At 59.1% G+C, this 14600-nt stretch carries 10 protein-coding genes; 4 read left to right on the top strand and 6 right to left on the bottom strand.

The window, feature by feature from the left end:
• Positions 1-197 precede the first annotated feature (197 nt).
• Genes B0G81_RS42815 through B0G81_RS42800 form a run of 4 tightly spaced genes read right to left on the bottom strand, consistent with a single transcriptional unit; the run spans position 198 to position 5422 of the window.
• A complete protein-coding gene (locus B0G81_RS42815; protein ID WP_134144004.1) occupies positions 198-1805 on the bottom strand; it encodes a hypothetical protein in 1608 nt (535 codons plus the stop codon).
• A complete protein-coding gene (locus tag B0G81_RS42810; RefSeq protein WP_106285509.1) occupies positions 1802-2794 on the bottom strand; it encodes an ATP-binding protein in 993 nt (330 codons plus the stop codon). The genes B0G81_RS42815 and B0G81_RS42810 overlap by 4 nt, the downstream gene beginning before the upstream one ends.
• A 4-nt stretch (positions 2795-2798) precedes the next feature.
• Entirely contained in the window at positions 2799-4784 is a 1986-nt protein-coding gene (locus tag B0G81_RS42805) for a hypothetical protein (RefSeq protein WP_208328658.1), read from the bottom strand.
• Positions 4781-5422, bottom strand: coding sequence for a hypothetical protein (locus B0G81_RS42800; RefSeq protein WP_134144003.1), 642 nt, complete (start codon positions 5420-5422; stop codon positions 4781-4783). The genes B0G81_RS42805 and B0G81_RS42800 overlap by 4 nt, the downstream gene beginning before the upstream one ends.
• A 572-nt stretch (positions 5423-5994) precedes the next feature.
• Here B0G81_RS42800 and B0G81_RS42795 point away from each other — a divergent pair.
• From B0G81_RS42795 to B0G81_RS42785, 3 genes are all read left to right on the top strand, one after another.
• Positions 5995-6756, top strand: a complete 762-nt coding sequence (locus tag B0G81_RS42795) for a cyclodeaminase/cyclohydrolase family protein (RefSeq protein WP_166679224.1) — start codon at positions 5995-5997, stop codon at positions 6754-6756.
• On the top strand, positions 6753-7202 hold the full coding sequence (locus tag B0G81_RS42790; protein WP_106285506.1) for a hypothetical protein: 450 nt from the start codon (positions 6753-6755) through the stop codon (positions 7200-7202). Before B0G81_RS42795 ends, B0G81_RS42790 begins: the two co-directional genes overlap by 4 nt.
• Positions 7203-7344: 142 nt before the next feature.
• Entirely contained in the window at positions 7345-8601 is a 1257-nt protein-coding gene (locus B0G81_RS42785) for a hypothetical protein (protein ID WP_243856937.1), read from the top strand.
• A gap of 1196 nt (positions 8602-9797) precedes the next feature.
• Here B0G81_RS42785 and B0G81_RS42780 read toward each other — a convergent pair.
• Both B0G81_RS42780 and B0G81_RS42775 read right to left on the bottom strand, forming a co-directional pair.
• The gene (locus B0G81_RS42780) at positions 9798-10775 is read right to left on the bottom strand and encodes a ParB/RepB/Spo0J family partition protein (RefSeq protein WP_106285503.1); all 978 of its coding nucleotides are present in this window, start codon (positions 10773-10775) and stop codon (positions 9798-9800) included.
• Positions 10772-11983 (bottom strand): AAA family ATPase, encoded by a 1212-nt coding sequence (locus B0G81_RS42775; RefSeq protein WP_165848159.1) that lies wholly within the window; start codon positions 11981-11983, stop codon positions 10772-10774. The genes B0G81_RS42780 and B0G81_RS42775 overlap by 4 nt, the downstream gene beginning before the upstream one ends.
• 1066 nt (positions 11984-13049) lie before the next feature.
• Here B0G81_RS42775 and B0G81_RS42770 point away from each other — a divergent pair.
• Entirely contained in the window at positions 13050-14456 is a 1407-nt protein-coding gene (locus tag B0G81_RS42770; protein ID WP_106285502.1) for a replication initiation protein, read from the top strand.
• Positions 14457-14600 lie beyond the last annotated feature (144 nt).

Genomic DNA, 14600 nt, shown 5'->3' with positions numbered 1-14600 from the left:
ATGCAAATAATTCGGAATCCTTAATTATGATTGCCGTGCAATGCCAATACGGTCGGCGTGCAGATTGTTCAGTATGATTGGTACCGCTCCCCGAGCCGGCAATCGGTGTCGATCTCGGCGACCGATTGCTCCAGCGCTCATCTCTCCGCCCTGGAAGCAAAACAAGGCACGGCGTCCAGGCAGTCTCCCCGCCTGCCCTATTCGGTATCTGATGCCAACAGGACTGCGACCACCATCGCAGTAACACTGATGTCGCCACTACGATGCACACGCAAGGGGTCGGTCACTGCAAGGTCGCTGTCAGAACTCACATCGCGCCTGCGCCCCGTGGGCGTCAGCCGTTCTGATGGCGCCAGGTTTTCATTCAGCACGCACAGATGCCGCTGCCGGTGATGTTCGCCATTGAGCTGTGGCTGTGCTTTTTTAACGATGCGGTCCGTTCGACCACGGGCGACGACTAATCGTAGAGGCTCGGCCTTCCCTTCCGAATCCCGGTCCAGCACCACCCATTCCCGTTCCGGAAAGTCCACCACGGGAAACGGCATCCACACAGGCCTCGATCTGCCGGTGACGTCGTCGGCTTCGCGCAGATAGCAAAAAAAGCTGTCAAGACACGCGCGAGCGAGCGCATGGAGAATTACCCAGCGATCCGCCGCCGTGCTCCAATGTGCGAGGCCGACTGGCGCAAGAAGCGAGAGCCAGGCCAGAATTCCCAGCGGCCCGTGTTCACTCCGAGCTAACAGATGGGATGGAATGCGGACGCCTTCCCATTTTGTTCGCCATCTGAGCATCGCGTGCGCAACCGGACAGAATAGTGTCGTTGTTCTGGCATCAAGGCACCAGGTCAAATGGCGGGCTGCCCTGACAGAACAGGAGCGATGCCCGCCTCCGACACAGCGAACGACGTACCGCTTTATCGCCTTATAGCAGGCGAGCGCGTCGATCGTAATGTCCTCGCCGGGATGTGAGCGAGGCGCGCCGCTCCCGGACGCGCCGTCACGGTCGTAATATCGTGCCAGTACATGCTGGCTGGCGTCGGTATCGTCCCGAATGAGCCGCTCGCAGAAGTCCCCACCGGTATCCAGGCGGCTCCCACAATGCGGCGCTGAAGCGAGCCATGAAAGCCGTTCCGCGGTTTGACCGGGCAATCGCAACAGTCGCGCTACGTTTGGAGACCGGCGTCCAAACCAGCCCCGGCAGAGACCCTGTGCCAGGCTCTGCCGATAGGCGGAAGACAATCGTAAAGCGTGGTCGTCAAGCCTACGAAGCGCCGGCGCCCAATCATGTCCGCACGACGGACAACTGAACGGCGCACGAAAAAGGCTGGCCCGCAGGCGATACACGGCCATCGCCTCCCCACATTGCGCACAGCGATCACGAAGGGCGCAACCGTGAAGAGGACACGTATTGCAGCCGGTGAACTGGAATGCGGTAAGGTGGACACCTTTCGACGCGCACTGCGTACACCAGCGCAGTGACGGACCGCGCGTCGCACCGGTCCGTTGAAAGCGTGGCGGAAAGGCAGCGGCGACATCGGGTAGGGACATGTGCATCAGGTTCGACATCTGAACGAGATCGAACTTCTCCGCATCGTGTAAATCGACATCACGCTGAAGTCCCGTTGTACCAGGGTTACGCAGGAACATCATCGCGACCGCTGTACATGACAGGCTGTTGAGCTGCTGGAATTTGGCGAGCAGCATGAAGGCTGACTGTCCGGATACATTCCAGTCGTCCCGCCAGCACCATTCCGCCGACGAGGTTTCATTGGCGAGTGGTAGCAGGATCTCGAAGCGCCGTTTCATGGACCGGCCGGGCTGTCAACGAACACGATGCGCAGATCCTCCAGCGCCGCGGCATAATCCGACTCCTCCACGGCCAGCGCCCACAACGCCGGACTAAGCGCGAATCCCGGCGCATCATGTTCCAGATTATCGCCAAGCACGATTTCCACCGCACGGGCGACATATTCCATCGGCAGTTCCATCGTGAAGTCGAAGCGCGCGTTCCTGTGCGCCTGACCGAACGCTTCCCAAACCAGCTCACTCTGGTGTCCGAGCCGGAAGCCTGAGTCGTACGCATGCTGCAGGAAAAACCTGGTGAAGGTCCAGTCGCTTCCTTCCGGAAACACCGACTCGTCGTACGCGCTGAGCGATACTTCGAGATCAGCGGCGGACTGGAAGCCCTGGAAGCGCATCTCCTCGATCATGAACCGCGACACGATCTGCGATGTATCGATGCTCTGTCGGAATGAAGTCTTGCGATTCAGGATGCTCGGCTGACCCACCAGGAACGTGTACATCCGGATGCCCCGGCGCTCCATCTCGTCCTGCACGTCGCGCAGCCACTCATAGTGTTCGAGTTCAAGACGTTGGGCCTCGTCAACGAACACGACAAGCGACTTGCCCGATGCACGCTCCACGATTTCGGTCAACCTGTTGTAAAGACGGAAACGTCGCTGCAGGGCCGAGCCACTATCGGGACGTTCATGCCGGGCGGCCGCCAGAAGCATCCCGAAAAACAGGCTTTCTGAACGGCTTGGGTTTTGCGGCATGCCCAGATGGAAGATCGCGACTCGGGGTAACTCGTCGCGCAGCAGGCGCTCGCAATACCGGATCGCGTACGTTTTCCCCCAACGGGTATGCCCGTAGATCATGGCGCCGGATACGCCACGCCGGATGCAACGGAGAATACACATGTACATCGCGCCGATCGACGGCGTCGGCACCATGTAGCCCCTGTTCAGCAGCGGATGGGCGTCGGGCGCAAGAGGACGCGTCGTCGAGAGAAGCATGCCGTCAGGAAAACGTGAAGATCTGCGTCAGTCGGAGCGCTGGCCGGGCGATACGTGATTGCCTTTGCCTCTCAGTCGCCAAAGGTTGCGGCAGCGTGTCCGGTGATGGGGGGGCGGAGAAAGCCGTTCCCGTCGTGTGTGACTTCGCCCGATCCGTAAGCATGCGGGCAAGATCGTTTGCACTGCGCTGGTGATGGGTCGCTTCGGACTTCTTGTAGGCAAACCACGCCTCGACCGGGTCTTCTCCATCCCGGTACGCCATCTTGCGCTGATGGACGAGGCTGAAGATCTCCTGTCGCACACGCAACGAGTGCTGGGAAAAACACCATGGCCGTACTGCGGTCAGCATGCCCACTTCAGAACCATCCATGAAAAAGGCATGGATATGCCGGATGTCCTTCACATTGAAGTAGACACGCAATTGCTGACCGATCAGCGATGCATTACTTGAGAGGACACTGTTGGAGTAGCGTACATACTCGAAGTTGATGTGCGGACGCACGCCCCGCTTCGCACTGCCGCGTATCGTGACGACCCGAGCCTCCTGCAGCAGGCACAATGTGCTGCGGCGGGCAATGGGTAAGGTCTGGATGAGACCGGAACCGCGTTCAAGAAAAAAACGCATCGCCTCGAGCGGTGTGCGACCACCCAGGCCGGTGTGCGGCTCGCCATTGTAATCGGCGAGCACCACATCAATGACATCTTCGAGTTCATCAAGGCTCATCAGCAACGACAAATTCCCGCCCACGTCATTGAGCGCGCGTTCCACCGCCTGCGGCGCCCGTCCCGTTGTTCCGGGCAGCCGATGCGCAAAGTGAGACGCGATGTGGTCAAAGAACCGCTCGACGAACGCCCGCTCATTTTTTTCGCAAAGCGGCCCGTTATCGGTCCAGCAGCCGACCACGCCAGTCAGTCGATCAAGCGTCGCCTTCGCGAAATGCGCCTTTGCAGCGTCGAATCGCAAGGTGCTCCAGCACGCCCACGCAGTCGCGGGGATGGTTTCTGAGGGGAACCCGCCGCCTGCGCGCACGCGCAGGCCGGGAATGCGGTACGCCCGCGTTTCGTGCGGCTTCAGGGTCGCCTGCAACGCTTCAGCAATATCGTCCTTGTTGTATTCCCTACCTAACGCAAGGCTGTAGCCGATCACTGCACGCGTCGCGACATCAAGCAGAATCAGGATCCAGATCCGGTGAAGCGCGAGAAGGGTTTCGAAGCCGAGCGGGTCATCGATTCTTAGCGTGATGCGCAGGTCGATCCTGTGACCGTCGAATTCGACAACATCAAATGGCCGGGCAGCGGACTTGCGCACATGTTCGCCAGTATCGTTCCAGGGATGGCCGATCTGTGCTGCGCCGGCTGCCTGCGCCGACCCATCAAAATGCCGGTCTGCGAGGCGTCGAATGTGAGTCGCCAGCGAACGCTCGCCGAGATGCTGCTGGTTAAACGGATAGTCGTTTGCGCCGACACCTGACCGCCGACACTGGTCGAGAAAGTCGCGATGCAGACGCCGGAGACTTCTCAGTACCTCGCGTCGTCCGCCGTTCTTTCGGCCACGCTCGTCGACTTTGCGCTCGATCCATTGCGAGATCACCGGATATCGTTGCAACAGTTGTGCGAACGCCCCGGTCGCCCCGCCTCGGACACCATCGCGGGAAAGAACGACAACGGCCGTGCGCTGGTACCCGCGAATATGGCTGTAGGGGATCAGCGCGCGCACACCGAAAATCCTTCCGTCGTCATGGACCGCAGTGCACCGCTCGAACAGTCTGTAGAGGTCGTTGAACCGTACTCCAGTCAAGCGACCGATTTCGCGCAACGACGTCTGCCGGTCAATAAAGAGCGTTATCGCCTGAATGCGCCTTCGCAGCAGATCACGATCGGCACTGGACAAGCCGCTGTCATCTGCGGATGGCCACTTCGCAATATCGCTCAATTCCTCTGGTATCGATTGCCGGTCGAAGCGAAGGTCGCCGAAGGCCATTATCTTCATCCGCGCACCAGCAGGGTATGTCGACCGATTGGCTCAAGGGCAAGAGTTGGACAGCGTAGGCGACCGTCGAGGACCAGCATGAATGCGACAGTCCGTGCCAGCACGGGGTCTTGGGGGCACAGTCTGCCTTCGAGCTCAAGCAGGCTCGCGCCTCCCCCGCTCGAGTCAAGCGCGTGCTGCTTCATCCTCTCCGAGACGAAAGCGTGCCCTGCCGCAACGTGGTGAAGTATGGCGGCCTGATTGCGACGCAGTACCTCACCTGTCGCAGCTTCTTCCGGCTCGACAAGACAAACCTCCATTCGGGACTTCGCGGCCCACGCTTCAAATGCCGCGAACCAGCGCGGGGGCATCGTGGCCCATTGCAGTTCCGAAGTCCGAAGCAGGATGACAAGGCGCTCGGTGTCATTGGCTTTCGCCCAGAAATCTATCCGACGAGCCGGGAACGCACCAGGAGCACGCAGCGGGCGTTCGCAATAGCTGACGATATCGGGATCGAACTCAAGCTGCAGCCACGCGTTCAACGCTCGATGGCCGAACAGTGTCAGGCGACGGTCAATCTTCAGGCCATAGACATCGTAGCGATGCACTCCGTAGGGACGCGCATCGTCGACCGGACAGACGTACCGCGGGTTGGCCATTGCGGCCCCCAGTTTCCTGAGACGACTATGGAGTTGTAGTACAAAAACGAGGGAAAGCGAGAAGGAGTGAGTCGACGCCCCGCCCCGCCGATAGCGCGCGCACTCGCGCTGCCGGCAGCGCGCGGACCCTCCTATATCCCGGAAGGTGCAAAAAGCATTGATGTACGGATACTACACTTTACGTAATGAAACATACGTTCGGTGTGACGACTCCCGCCGCATAGCTTGTGCTCGCCGGAAAGTCCGCAACTAAACGCGTCCAGGTGGCGGTATGCCGATTTTTCCGTGAAACATTTTCATGCAATCGCCCGGCAAAGCCGTGGTGGACGACGATCTGACGGAAACAGCTTTTGTTCCCCGATGTTTCACGGATTCTGCGAGCCTCCTATGGCAATGCAGGAGTAGGCCCGAGTCGAGTCCTTTACACGGCCGCAGCAATTTAATAGTCCTAAGTTTATAACTTTCAATTCGACTTTTCGCCATTTCAAACTTTTGCTTCGTTTCGACCGCAAGCAATTCTAGAAGCAAGGCGCCCCCGAAGCCTTATAAATAGGAGGTTCGAGCTTCCGGCGGTGCTGATTCTTTTACTTCAACGGACGACACTGCTGGCCCAGTCGGCCAATCAACTGCTCGACGCATTCGGCTCCGGCAGGGCGTCGCCCGGCTCCGGAAGCGCGGCCGCCATGATGGGGCTGCTCGCCGTGAAGCTGATCTGCACGGTGTGTCTCAAGAGCCTCGAAAAGGAAAGCTGCCGCTCTGCGGAAGCGACGCTGCGCCACATCCGCGACCGCATGGTCGAGATCGATCCCCTGTTGCGCGTGCTGTTCGAAAAGGATGCGCGCGAATTCGAAGAGGTCATCCGGCTCATCGGCGAGCGGGAAAGCGCAACCACACCGGAAGCGAAAGGCGCCCTGTCCCGGCAGATCAACGCCATGCTCGAAGGTGCAACGGACAACGTGTTCGAGATTATCGACCTGTGCCTGCCGCTGATCGACCACGGCGTGACTGTGTTCAAAAACGGCTGGGGTACGGTCCGCGGTGACTCCGGCGCGGCCATCAGCTCGGCGATTGCCGCGGTCACGTCGGGGCTCTTCATTGCGAACCTGAACATCAAGTGGCTGAAAGGCAGACGCTACGCGCGAGACAACATTGGCCGGGGAACTGCATTGCTGACAACCCTGCAGCAGAAGCAGCTCGCCGCGAATGCCTGCATTACGTCCCTGAACTCCGAAGCACTCGCCTCCATCGAGGTCGAGGCCACCGACGACCGACAGCTGCCACTCGAGCTTGACGACAACGTCAGCGCGGCGCCCGCGAGCGGGGAATCGCCGTGACCCCTCTCCTACGCACCACCCCGCCCGGCAATCCGTTCGACGCGCTGGGCGCCGCCCTGCTCGCCAGGCTGGCTACGGAGCAGGCGGATTTTCCGATGCTGTGCGGCGACCAGCTGCTCGGTTTCCATCCAGTGCCGAACCAGTGTCACGACAATGCCGACCGCTGGGTGAACGATCACCGGGGCGACTTGGTTCTGCGCGGCTGGCTGCTCGATGCCGAGGGCGATCCGGACACGCACCGCCCCTATCGCTTCGTCGCCCACTCGGTCGTGCTGACCACGCTCGGCCGGATGCTTGACGTGACACTGCCGTCAAACGAACGGCCGCGGCGTTTTCTCGTGCATCCGTACAACGTGTGCGGCTTCTTCGGGATTCTCTGCAGTCCGCCGTTGGCGAACTCGCTGCAGGTGTATGTCACCGCCACCACGCCGGAGGACGCGTCGTGAGCGCTTGTGTCCCGCGGTCCGAACCGACCGCCCTCCCCTACAAATCGCCGTTCGCCCGCGCGAGCGGGCAAGGGCGGGCGGATTGCGCGCAGACCGTTAGTTGCGTCGTGCGCGGCACTCATGTTCGCGCAGGAGGATTCCGATGAACGCGGTGGGCCGCATCGAGCCGGACTCCGTCGTCCCGGCCAACGTTCCGCAGGCGGTCGTCGGCCACCGGCCCAATCGGCTCGAGAGCCCGATCCTGCCGCCGTGCCTGTCCGACGAGGAGGTGGTCGGCCGCTGGCTTGCGGCCAAGGCGACCGGTCGCGGGCGGCTTGCCACAACCACACTTGCGCAGTACCGCACCGAGGCCGAGCGTCTGTTCTGGTTTGCGCGACAGACCGGCACGCCGATCTCGTGCTGGGGGCTGGATGAGTTTTCCGCCTACATCGGCTTCCTGCAGGCGCCGGCCCCGTGGGCGATTCGCAAGCCTGGCGTACGGCGCGGCTCACCCGGCTGGCGACCTTTTCTCCGACCACTCAGCGACCGCTCGGCCGGCCAGACCCAGAAAATCGTCACATCGCTGTTCGACTGGCTGCGCGACGTCGGCTACCTGCAACTGAATCCGGCCACCGGGCTGCCGAAGGTCGGCCGGCGCGAGCCGGAAAAGCAGGCGCGTTTTCTGTCCCCGGACGACACGGCGCTGCTGCGCGAGACGATTGCTGCCCGCTCGGGCGCCGAGTCCGGCCGCGAGGCGCGCCTGACGAATGCGCGCGACCTGTTCGCGGTGGACCTGTTTGAACGGACCGGCCTGCGCACCACCGAGGTGGTGCAATGCCGGATGGGCCATGTACGCATCGAACCGGTGCCGCAGGCACTGCGCCGCGAGTTTCCGGACGCCCCGCCCTTCCAGTGGCTGCTGCGCGTCGAGCGCGGCAAGGGCGGCAAGGGCGGCAAGGGCGGCAAGGGCGGCAAGGCCCGTTGGGTACCATGCGACGAGATTTCACTGTCGCTGCAAGCCTACCGGATCGCGTTTGGCCTGCCACCTGTGCCGCTGCCGGACGAAGACCTGCCGCTGCTGCTGTCGGTGCGACGCTCCCGCTGGGGTGAACTCAAGGGCGTCCGCAGCCGCACTGCGATCTGGAAACTGGTCACTGGGCTGTGCAGCGAGGCACTCGCCTACGCACGCGCTCACGGCCGGCGCGTCGACGCCGACCGGTTTGAACGCGCATCCACGCACTGGCTGCGCCATACCTACGCCAAAGGGCTCGCGCAGGCGGTCCGCGATGGTCTGGACGCCTCTGCGGCGCTCGAGAACATGGGCCACAGTGATCTGCGTACCTTTCGCCAGTACGTCGACGACGAACCACTGAGACGCGCGCTGGCGACGCAACTGGCCCGTACGCGCGTGACACGCTAACGTTCGGCGCGTTTGCGAGACTGCCGGGTGCCGTCGCGCCGATCAAGGTCTCCTCATCGCGATGATCAGCGCTGCGAATACGGCTGGCACGCAGGGCAGTCACGAACTGTCATTTCCGGGATGCCCTCGCCGATCACGATCCGGCGCTCACCGCTTCCGTCGAAGAAACCGTCCCCCGCGCAACTAGCCAGTGCGCTGAACACCGCGGAAGCGTCCCGCTGCTGGCGCCTCGCCTGTTGGGCAGCAATCTGCCCGGCCTGTACCTGATGACTGAAATCGGCCGTGCTTCGAGAGGAAGTTGATTGGCGTATAGACCCAGTGTGAGGTGATCTGTCAGGTAGCGGCGGCGGCGAGAGGAAGTAGGGGAGTTCTAGCGCAATGCCACTTGAGCACGCCGAGATATAGACACGTCGCCAAACGATCACGCCTCTGTGGACCACACAGGCGAGGGGCGCAATTGCAAGAGGAAATACCATGACATGGAACAACATCAGGAAGATGGTCGCGCGCGCCGCGGAGATACTAGTCACATTGGTGACCCCTACGGTGTGGTTCGCCTCGACCGTAGGGGCTGCCGTGAGGCGAGGTTTCGTCCGTCAAAAGGTGCAAGGGCACCGGACGTACATGTTGTAATGGATGTTCGCACTGATACATCTTCTCGCATCTGACGCCTGTTATTAGAGCTAGTTTTGCTTAACAAGTAGCGATTTTTCAGGCCGAAGGTGAACAGGGATGCTTACTTGCCGTTGAGATGAATGCTTGTCGCGGGCTTTGGGTCTGGCACGAAGAGCGTCTGAGTTCCAGTCTTTTCGCATTCAAATTGACAGGCTGTGGCGCCAGCGCTGACTTCCGTGCCACGCTGCTCTATAGCAGCTTAGCTCCTGCCTGTCTGATTCCATCGGATGCGTGTCTAGAGTCTAGACATGTTCACACCTCGTCCACCTCGATCGTCGCTTCAGGAGCCGTGAACTGCTGAGATTTCGACCGCGATTCTCCTGCGTCTCTAGACTCTGGACGGGCATCGAGGTGGCCGCATGAAGCCGCTAACCGCTGCCCAATCTCGTGTCTAGAGTCTAGACACGCATGCTCTTGGAAGGATAGCGACCCAGCCAGCGGTGTGTCTAGACTCTAGACACTTTGGGAACGGCTGGACGAAAAAAAGCCCGCGCAAGGCGGGCTTAAGGGTGAAGCGCTCCTCAGTTTGTTTTCGGATGAGCGTGGAACATCTGGCTGATAAGCTCCCGAATCTGCGTCTCCTGCGCGTCGGTGAGCGCGCCGGCCTTAATCTTCACCGTGATACCACTGATGTCCTTGGTAATGGAACCGGCGTGTTCCTTGCCAGAGAAAAACTTGTCGATGCTCCGCTCGCGTGCAGAATTCGACGTTGTCGTTCGGCGAGTTGCCAACGCCTTAATCGCCGCGGCCACCTTCCCCTGGTCCATGTCGCCCTTCACAACCAGCGGCCAGAGTTCCATTGCTGCGCTAACACCGTCTTCGCCGTGTTTCTTGATGGCCGCAACAATCGCTTGAGCAGCAGTCCCGCCAAGCAGCCGCGGCTGTATGTCGAGGTCCTTCCTGATGAAGTCCGGCAGATTTTCAAACGAGAGGAATTGGTACAGCCCGCTGCGGGACATACCTAGGGCCTCGGCCATCCGTTTACGGTCAGGAAACTCCTTCTCCGTCTGCCGCATGGACATTGCAACTTCATAGTCGGATAGGTCGTCACGACTAACATTTTCCACTAGGGCTAGCACAGCCATGTCTTCGTCGGAGCACTCCACCACGACAGCCTTGATGGCATCGAGTCCCACCATCTTATGTGCGCGCCACCGACGTTCGCCCGCCACAATCTGATAGATATCGTCGGCTCGGCGGACCACGATCGGCTGCATAAGCCCGACTTCGCGAATGGACTCGGCCAGTTCCGACAGCTTTGCCTCGTTGAATACTCTCCGCGGCTGCCAGGGGTTCGGTACGATGTCAGACACAGACAATTGCGACGCGGCGCCAGTGGACTCCAACTCTTGGACACGTAGTTGCGCTACCGCAAGCGCACCCGCAAGGCCCGGTGCCGTCTGCGTTCGGTTGCTACGCTTGACCTCTTCTTCCTTGATAGATGAGGTCGTCCGGATACCGGACGTCTTGGCCAGCAGCTGCTCTCGCATGTTGCTCATTGCGCGTTCCTCCATTTTTCTGCATAGATTTCGTCCACCCATCGGCAGTAATCGACAAGGGGCTGTCGTACACGCTGCAACGACTTGGCCGCACTATGGGTACTGCTTACGTCGAATACCGTCGAAAATGCCAGCGCTCCTGTGCTCATCACTGAACTGGCCGGCACTTCAATCGAATGCAGCCAACTCTCGTATGCGCTCTGTGCCCATGCGCGCACGATAGGTGCGGACGAGGTGCGCCCGTAGTCGACCCTCGAAAGCATGAGCGAAATAAAGTCGTACTTCTTGTCCTGCTCATACTTGATGAAACTCTTGGATACATCTGAAAACAGTCGCCAGAACGATAGCGAGCTGATGAAGTCCAGATTTTCGGGAACCATCGGCATGACCATGGCATCCGCCGCCAACAGTGCATTCAGGTTGAGGTAGGACAGCGAAGGCGACGTGTCCATGAGGATGTAGTCGTAGCGCTTGCGCAATGGCTCGAGACCTTGCCGAAGCACCGTCCAGAACCGGAAGCCAGGCCGCATCTTCTGCATCGCCGGCAGATGGAACTCCGCACCAATCAATTCGGTGTGAGCAGGGATCACGTCAAGCCCATCCCAGTAAGTCGACTGAACCCTTGTTTCCAGGCCACCCTCGACGTCCTGATCGTAGATATACGGCAACACGGTGTCGTCCGGCGTCACATCCTTTTCCGCGTACAAGCCGCATAGTTCGGAAAGCGAGGCCTGAGGGTCGAGGTCGATGACAAGCACCTTGCGCCCGCGCAACGTCAGCCCTTGTGCGAGACACATAGTTGTGGTTGTCTTGGCCGAGCCGCCCTTCAATTGGGCGGTAATGACGATTTTCCCTTCCGGTTCACGCGTTCCCGTAACGAGTGGAGTCTGATAGATGTCGGAGACTTTCTGGACCCAAAGGCGTGCTTCCTCCAGAGTGAATGTGCGGGTCCTACCGGTACCGGCAGCAGTACCTGCCGGCAACTCTCCGTCGCTCTTGGTTGCGAGGTATTGGACCTGGGAATGAGAGATGTTGCACATCTCAGCAATTTCCCCTGTTTTGAAAACAGGAGCAGCTTTTCGCGGGCGAGGTGCAAGAATGGTGTTACGCAGCTCATCCGTAAAAATTGAGACCTTTTCAGCGAACTGGCTAATCTGCTCAAGAGGGACCGTTCGGTCTACAGCGGGAAGTTGGCTCGTTTTCACCATTCTGAGGTTTGTCCGTAAATTTCGATGAACCTCAGAATACATGAATTACATGAAATTTACTCTATAAATGACTGTTTTCGTGAAGACTTTCTGAAAAATCGCACGTGATTGCACGTTTCCGGTTGACTGGAGTACGGCCGACAAACTTAGAGGAGGCATTTCCTGCTCTTCCCCGACCGCTGTCACTCTGCCGCATTCTCGTCGATTGGGCACTGTTATTCCCGAGCCGGTCGCCAGACGGTCGTTCATGGTGAGGTCGCTTGTGCTAATTCTGAAAGAAGGATCGCCCCCCAAACGGCCTTTGCACAAAAATACGGCAAATGGTGAGGTTCATTGTGCTACGAACACATCGGCGCGTTACGAGCTTTCTCACGCAGCACAATTGACCTCACCTTCCTCTCCAATTTTCACCGCCTCGCACGAGCAGAGGTTTTTATACTGGTGTCTGTGCACAGGCTTGCACAATGGACCTCACCTTCAATCGGATGCTTCTTTGCGGATCTAAAACGTGTTTCTGCTGAAGCGGAACACAAGCTGGAGCGAAACTGCTGCTTCGCACAATCAACCTCACCTTAAGGGACGCTCGCCAAGTTACCTCCTGGTAACGGGTTGGTTTGCTTTTTCTAAAAATCAAACAACCCAACAAACCAACAGAGGCATGTGACTTAGTTTATTTTCAAACACTTAACCTTCAAAAGGTGAGGTTCGTTGTGACAAAGGTGAGGTCGGATGTGCACGAAGGTGAGTTTCGTTGTGTGGGCAAGGTGAGGCCGGTTCCACACGAAGGTGAGGTTAGATGTGCGAGATTCGCTCGCGCGTACCAAGGTGAGGTTAGTTGTGCACAGTCGCGCAGGATCTAACTCCAATCACTCGGGGCAAGGGTTTGAGGGGAAATACGGTTCATCGTGGTGAGGTTGATTGTGCTGGGGTGAGGTTCATTGTGCATGGCAGATGAGCGAAGCCGGCAGACAGCCAGTACGATCGGATGATGGTGAGGTTGTATGTGTTGACAGCTCACCCACGAATGCTACATTTCCGAAAGCGAAAATGAAGAGCGGATGAGAATATGGCGGCGGAGGACAATCCGGAGGAAGGCAAGTCGAAGGTGACACCGCGACAGATGGCGCTCGCGCTGTTCGAGGACATGTTCGACTTGGGCTTGCCCATCAGCGAAGCCAATCGTGAAATCGGATACCAGCGTAACAACTTCTTCACCCAAGTCGTTAACATGGGGCTGCCAGCGCGGCGCTTTCTTGACGCCGCGTATTTCATTGTCGCCCAGGAGCAGGAAGCACGAGACCAGTACGACGTTGAGCTGAACTACTTCAAGTGGTTAATGCGCTATGACAGCCGCAATCTCAAGCACTTGCGCACTATCGCGGAAGAAGCTCAAGACGCGAAAATCCAGGTTACCGATACACCGATCGATCGGGACCCCACCGAAAACGATCTGTGGGTATCAGTCCAGTTGATGGGCATGGTCGGCTTCCACAGGGGGCGCATTCGATTCGACGTGCACCCTCGGCTGGTCCCGCAAATCCGTGACCCAAAAAAATCCCACTGGTTGAGCCTACGCATATCGACGGCTTTTACACGCAGCCTAGCGCGCGCGATCTATGACCAGGTCCTCCCCAGTGTCCCAAATGGCCGAACGGAATGGATACCGCTGGAAGACATGCGAAATTGGCCCGGCAGAATGGGAGCGAACGCTGCCATCTTTAAATACTTCAAGCGCGACTGGCTAGAACCAGCTGTGCGTGAAATCAATGAGGTGTCGGACATCGAGCTGTCCTACGAGACCAGGACCGAGTCCAGCACGTCGAAAAAAATCGACCGTATAAGGTTCCTGCTCAAGCGCAAGGATACCGCCGACGCTGCGCTGGCCAGCTTGGCTGACGCCAGTCATCTGTACAAAATTCTCAACGAAGAATTCAACCTGTCTACCAAGCAGTTCAGCGAGATTTCCGAGAACCGCGAAGTCTGGACCGATGCGCACATCCAGCAGGCTGTCGAATACACGCGATTCAAGCTCAATCGTGGACAGATAAAACGGAGTCCCGCCGGCTACCTGATGCGAGCCCTACGCGATAACTGGAAGATGTCTGAAGCCGAGCGCAAGATGGTCGAGGTTCAGGCGAAGCTACTTACCGAAGAAACTGAAGCGGATGTCGTAAAAGCCGAAACCCAGAGTTCGGTCGCACGCAGCCTCGCTTCGCGCGAAGAAGAAGTCCGTGCACGCATGAATGAGGAGTCGCGTAAGGGCCGCGAACACTTCAACGCGGCGGACGCCAAAACCCGCAAGGAACTGGTCCGCGCGTGGGTTGCGTCGAGGGAGGGCAAGCTGATGCTGCGTCGTATGAAGCTCGAGGCCGCAGCTGTAGTGGAGGAGGACATCGTTGCGAATACGGAATTGGTTTGGTACCTGGGGCAATTCGTATTTGGGCGCATGAATTCGTCTCGCTCATCGGCGTGAGTGTCAGCATGGACATCTGCGCGTTTCGAAGCGGTCCGCGCTCACGACCTTTTTGAATCACCGGCAGCCTGTGGGATATCTGGGGTTAAAGGAAGCGTCCCGTTTGCGCGGATGCGGCGCCATGCGGTAGGGTGGGCGTAACCG

The sequence above is a fragment of the Paraburkholderia sp. BL6665CI2N2 genome, assembly GCF_004366535.1.
In the GTDB taxonomy this organism is placed as follows: domain Bacteria; phylum Pseudomonadota; class Gammaproteobacteria; order Burkholderiales; family Burkholderiaceae; genus Paraburkholderia.
The sequence above is the reverse complement of the archived record's forward strand: the minus strand, read 5'-3'. Positions and strand labels throughout refer to the sequence as shown.

What these genes read in the sequence shown, in the direction of transcription:
- B0G81_RS42770 (WP_106285502.1), top strand. Translation starts at nt 13,050, where the DNA reads ATGGCGGCGGAGGACAATCCGGAGGAAGGCAAGTCGAAGGTGACACCG.
- B0G81_RS42800 (WP_134144003.1), bottom strand. Translation starts at nt 5,422, where the DNA reads ATGGCCAACCCGCGGTACGTCTGTCCGGTCGACGATGCGCGTCCCTAC.
- B0G81_RS42780 (WP_106285503.1), bottom strand. Translation starts at nt 10,775, where the DNA reads ATGAGCAACATGCGAGAGCAGCTGCTGGCCAAGACGTCCGGTATCCGG.
- B0G81_RS42775 (WP_165848159.1), bottom strand. Translation starts at nt 11,983, where the DNA reads ATGGTGAAAACGAGCCAACTTCCCGCTGTAGACCGAACGGTCCCTCTT.
- B0G81_RS42815 (WP_134144004.1), bottom strand. Translation starts at nt 1,805, where the DNA reads ATGAAACGGCGCTTCGAGATCCTGCTACCACTCGCCAATGAAACCTCG.
- B0G81_RS42785 (WP_243856937.1), top strand. Translation starts at nt 7,345, where the DNA reads ATGAACGCGGTGGGCCGCATCGAGCCGGACTCCGTCGTCCCGGCCAAC.
- B0G81_RS42805 (WP_208328658.1), bottom strand. Translation starts at nt 4,784, where the DNA reads ATGAAGATAATGGCCTTCGGCGACCTTCGCTTCGACCGGCAATCGATA.
- B0G81_RS42810 (WP_106285509.1), bottom strand. Translation starts at nt 2,794, where the DNA reads ATGCTTCTCTCGACGACGCGTCCTCTTGCGCCCGACGCCCATCCGCTG.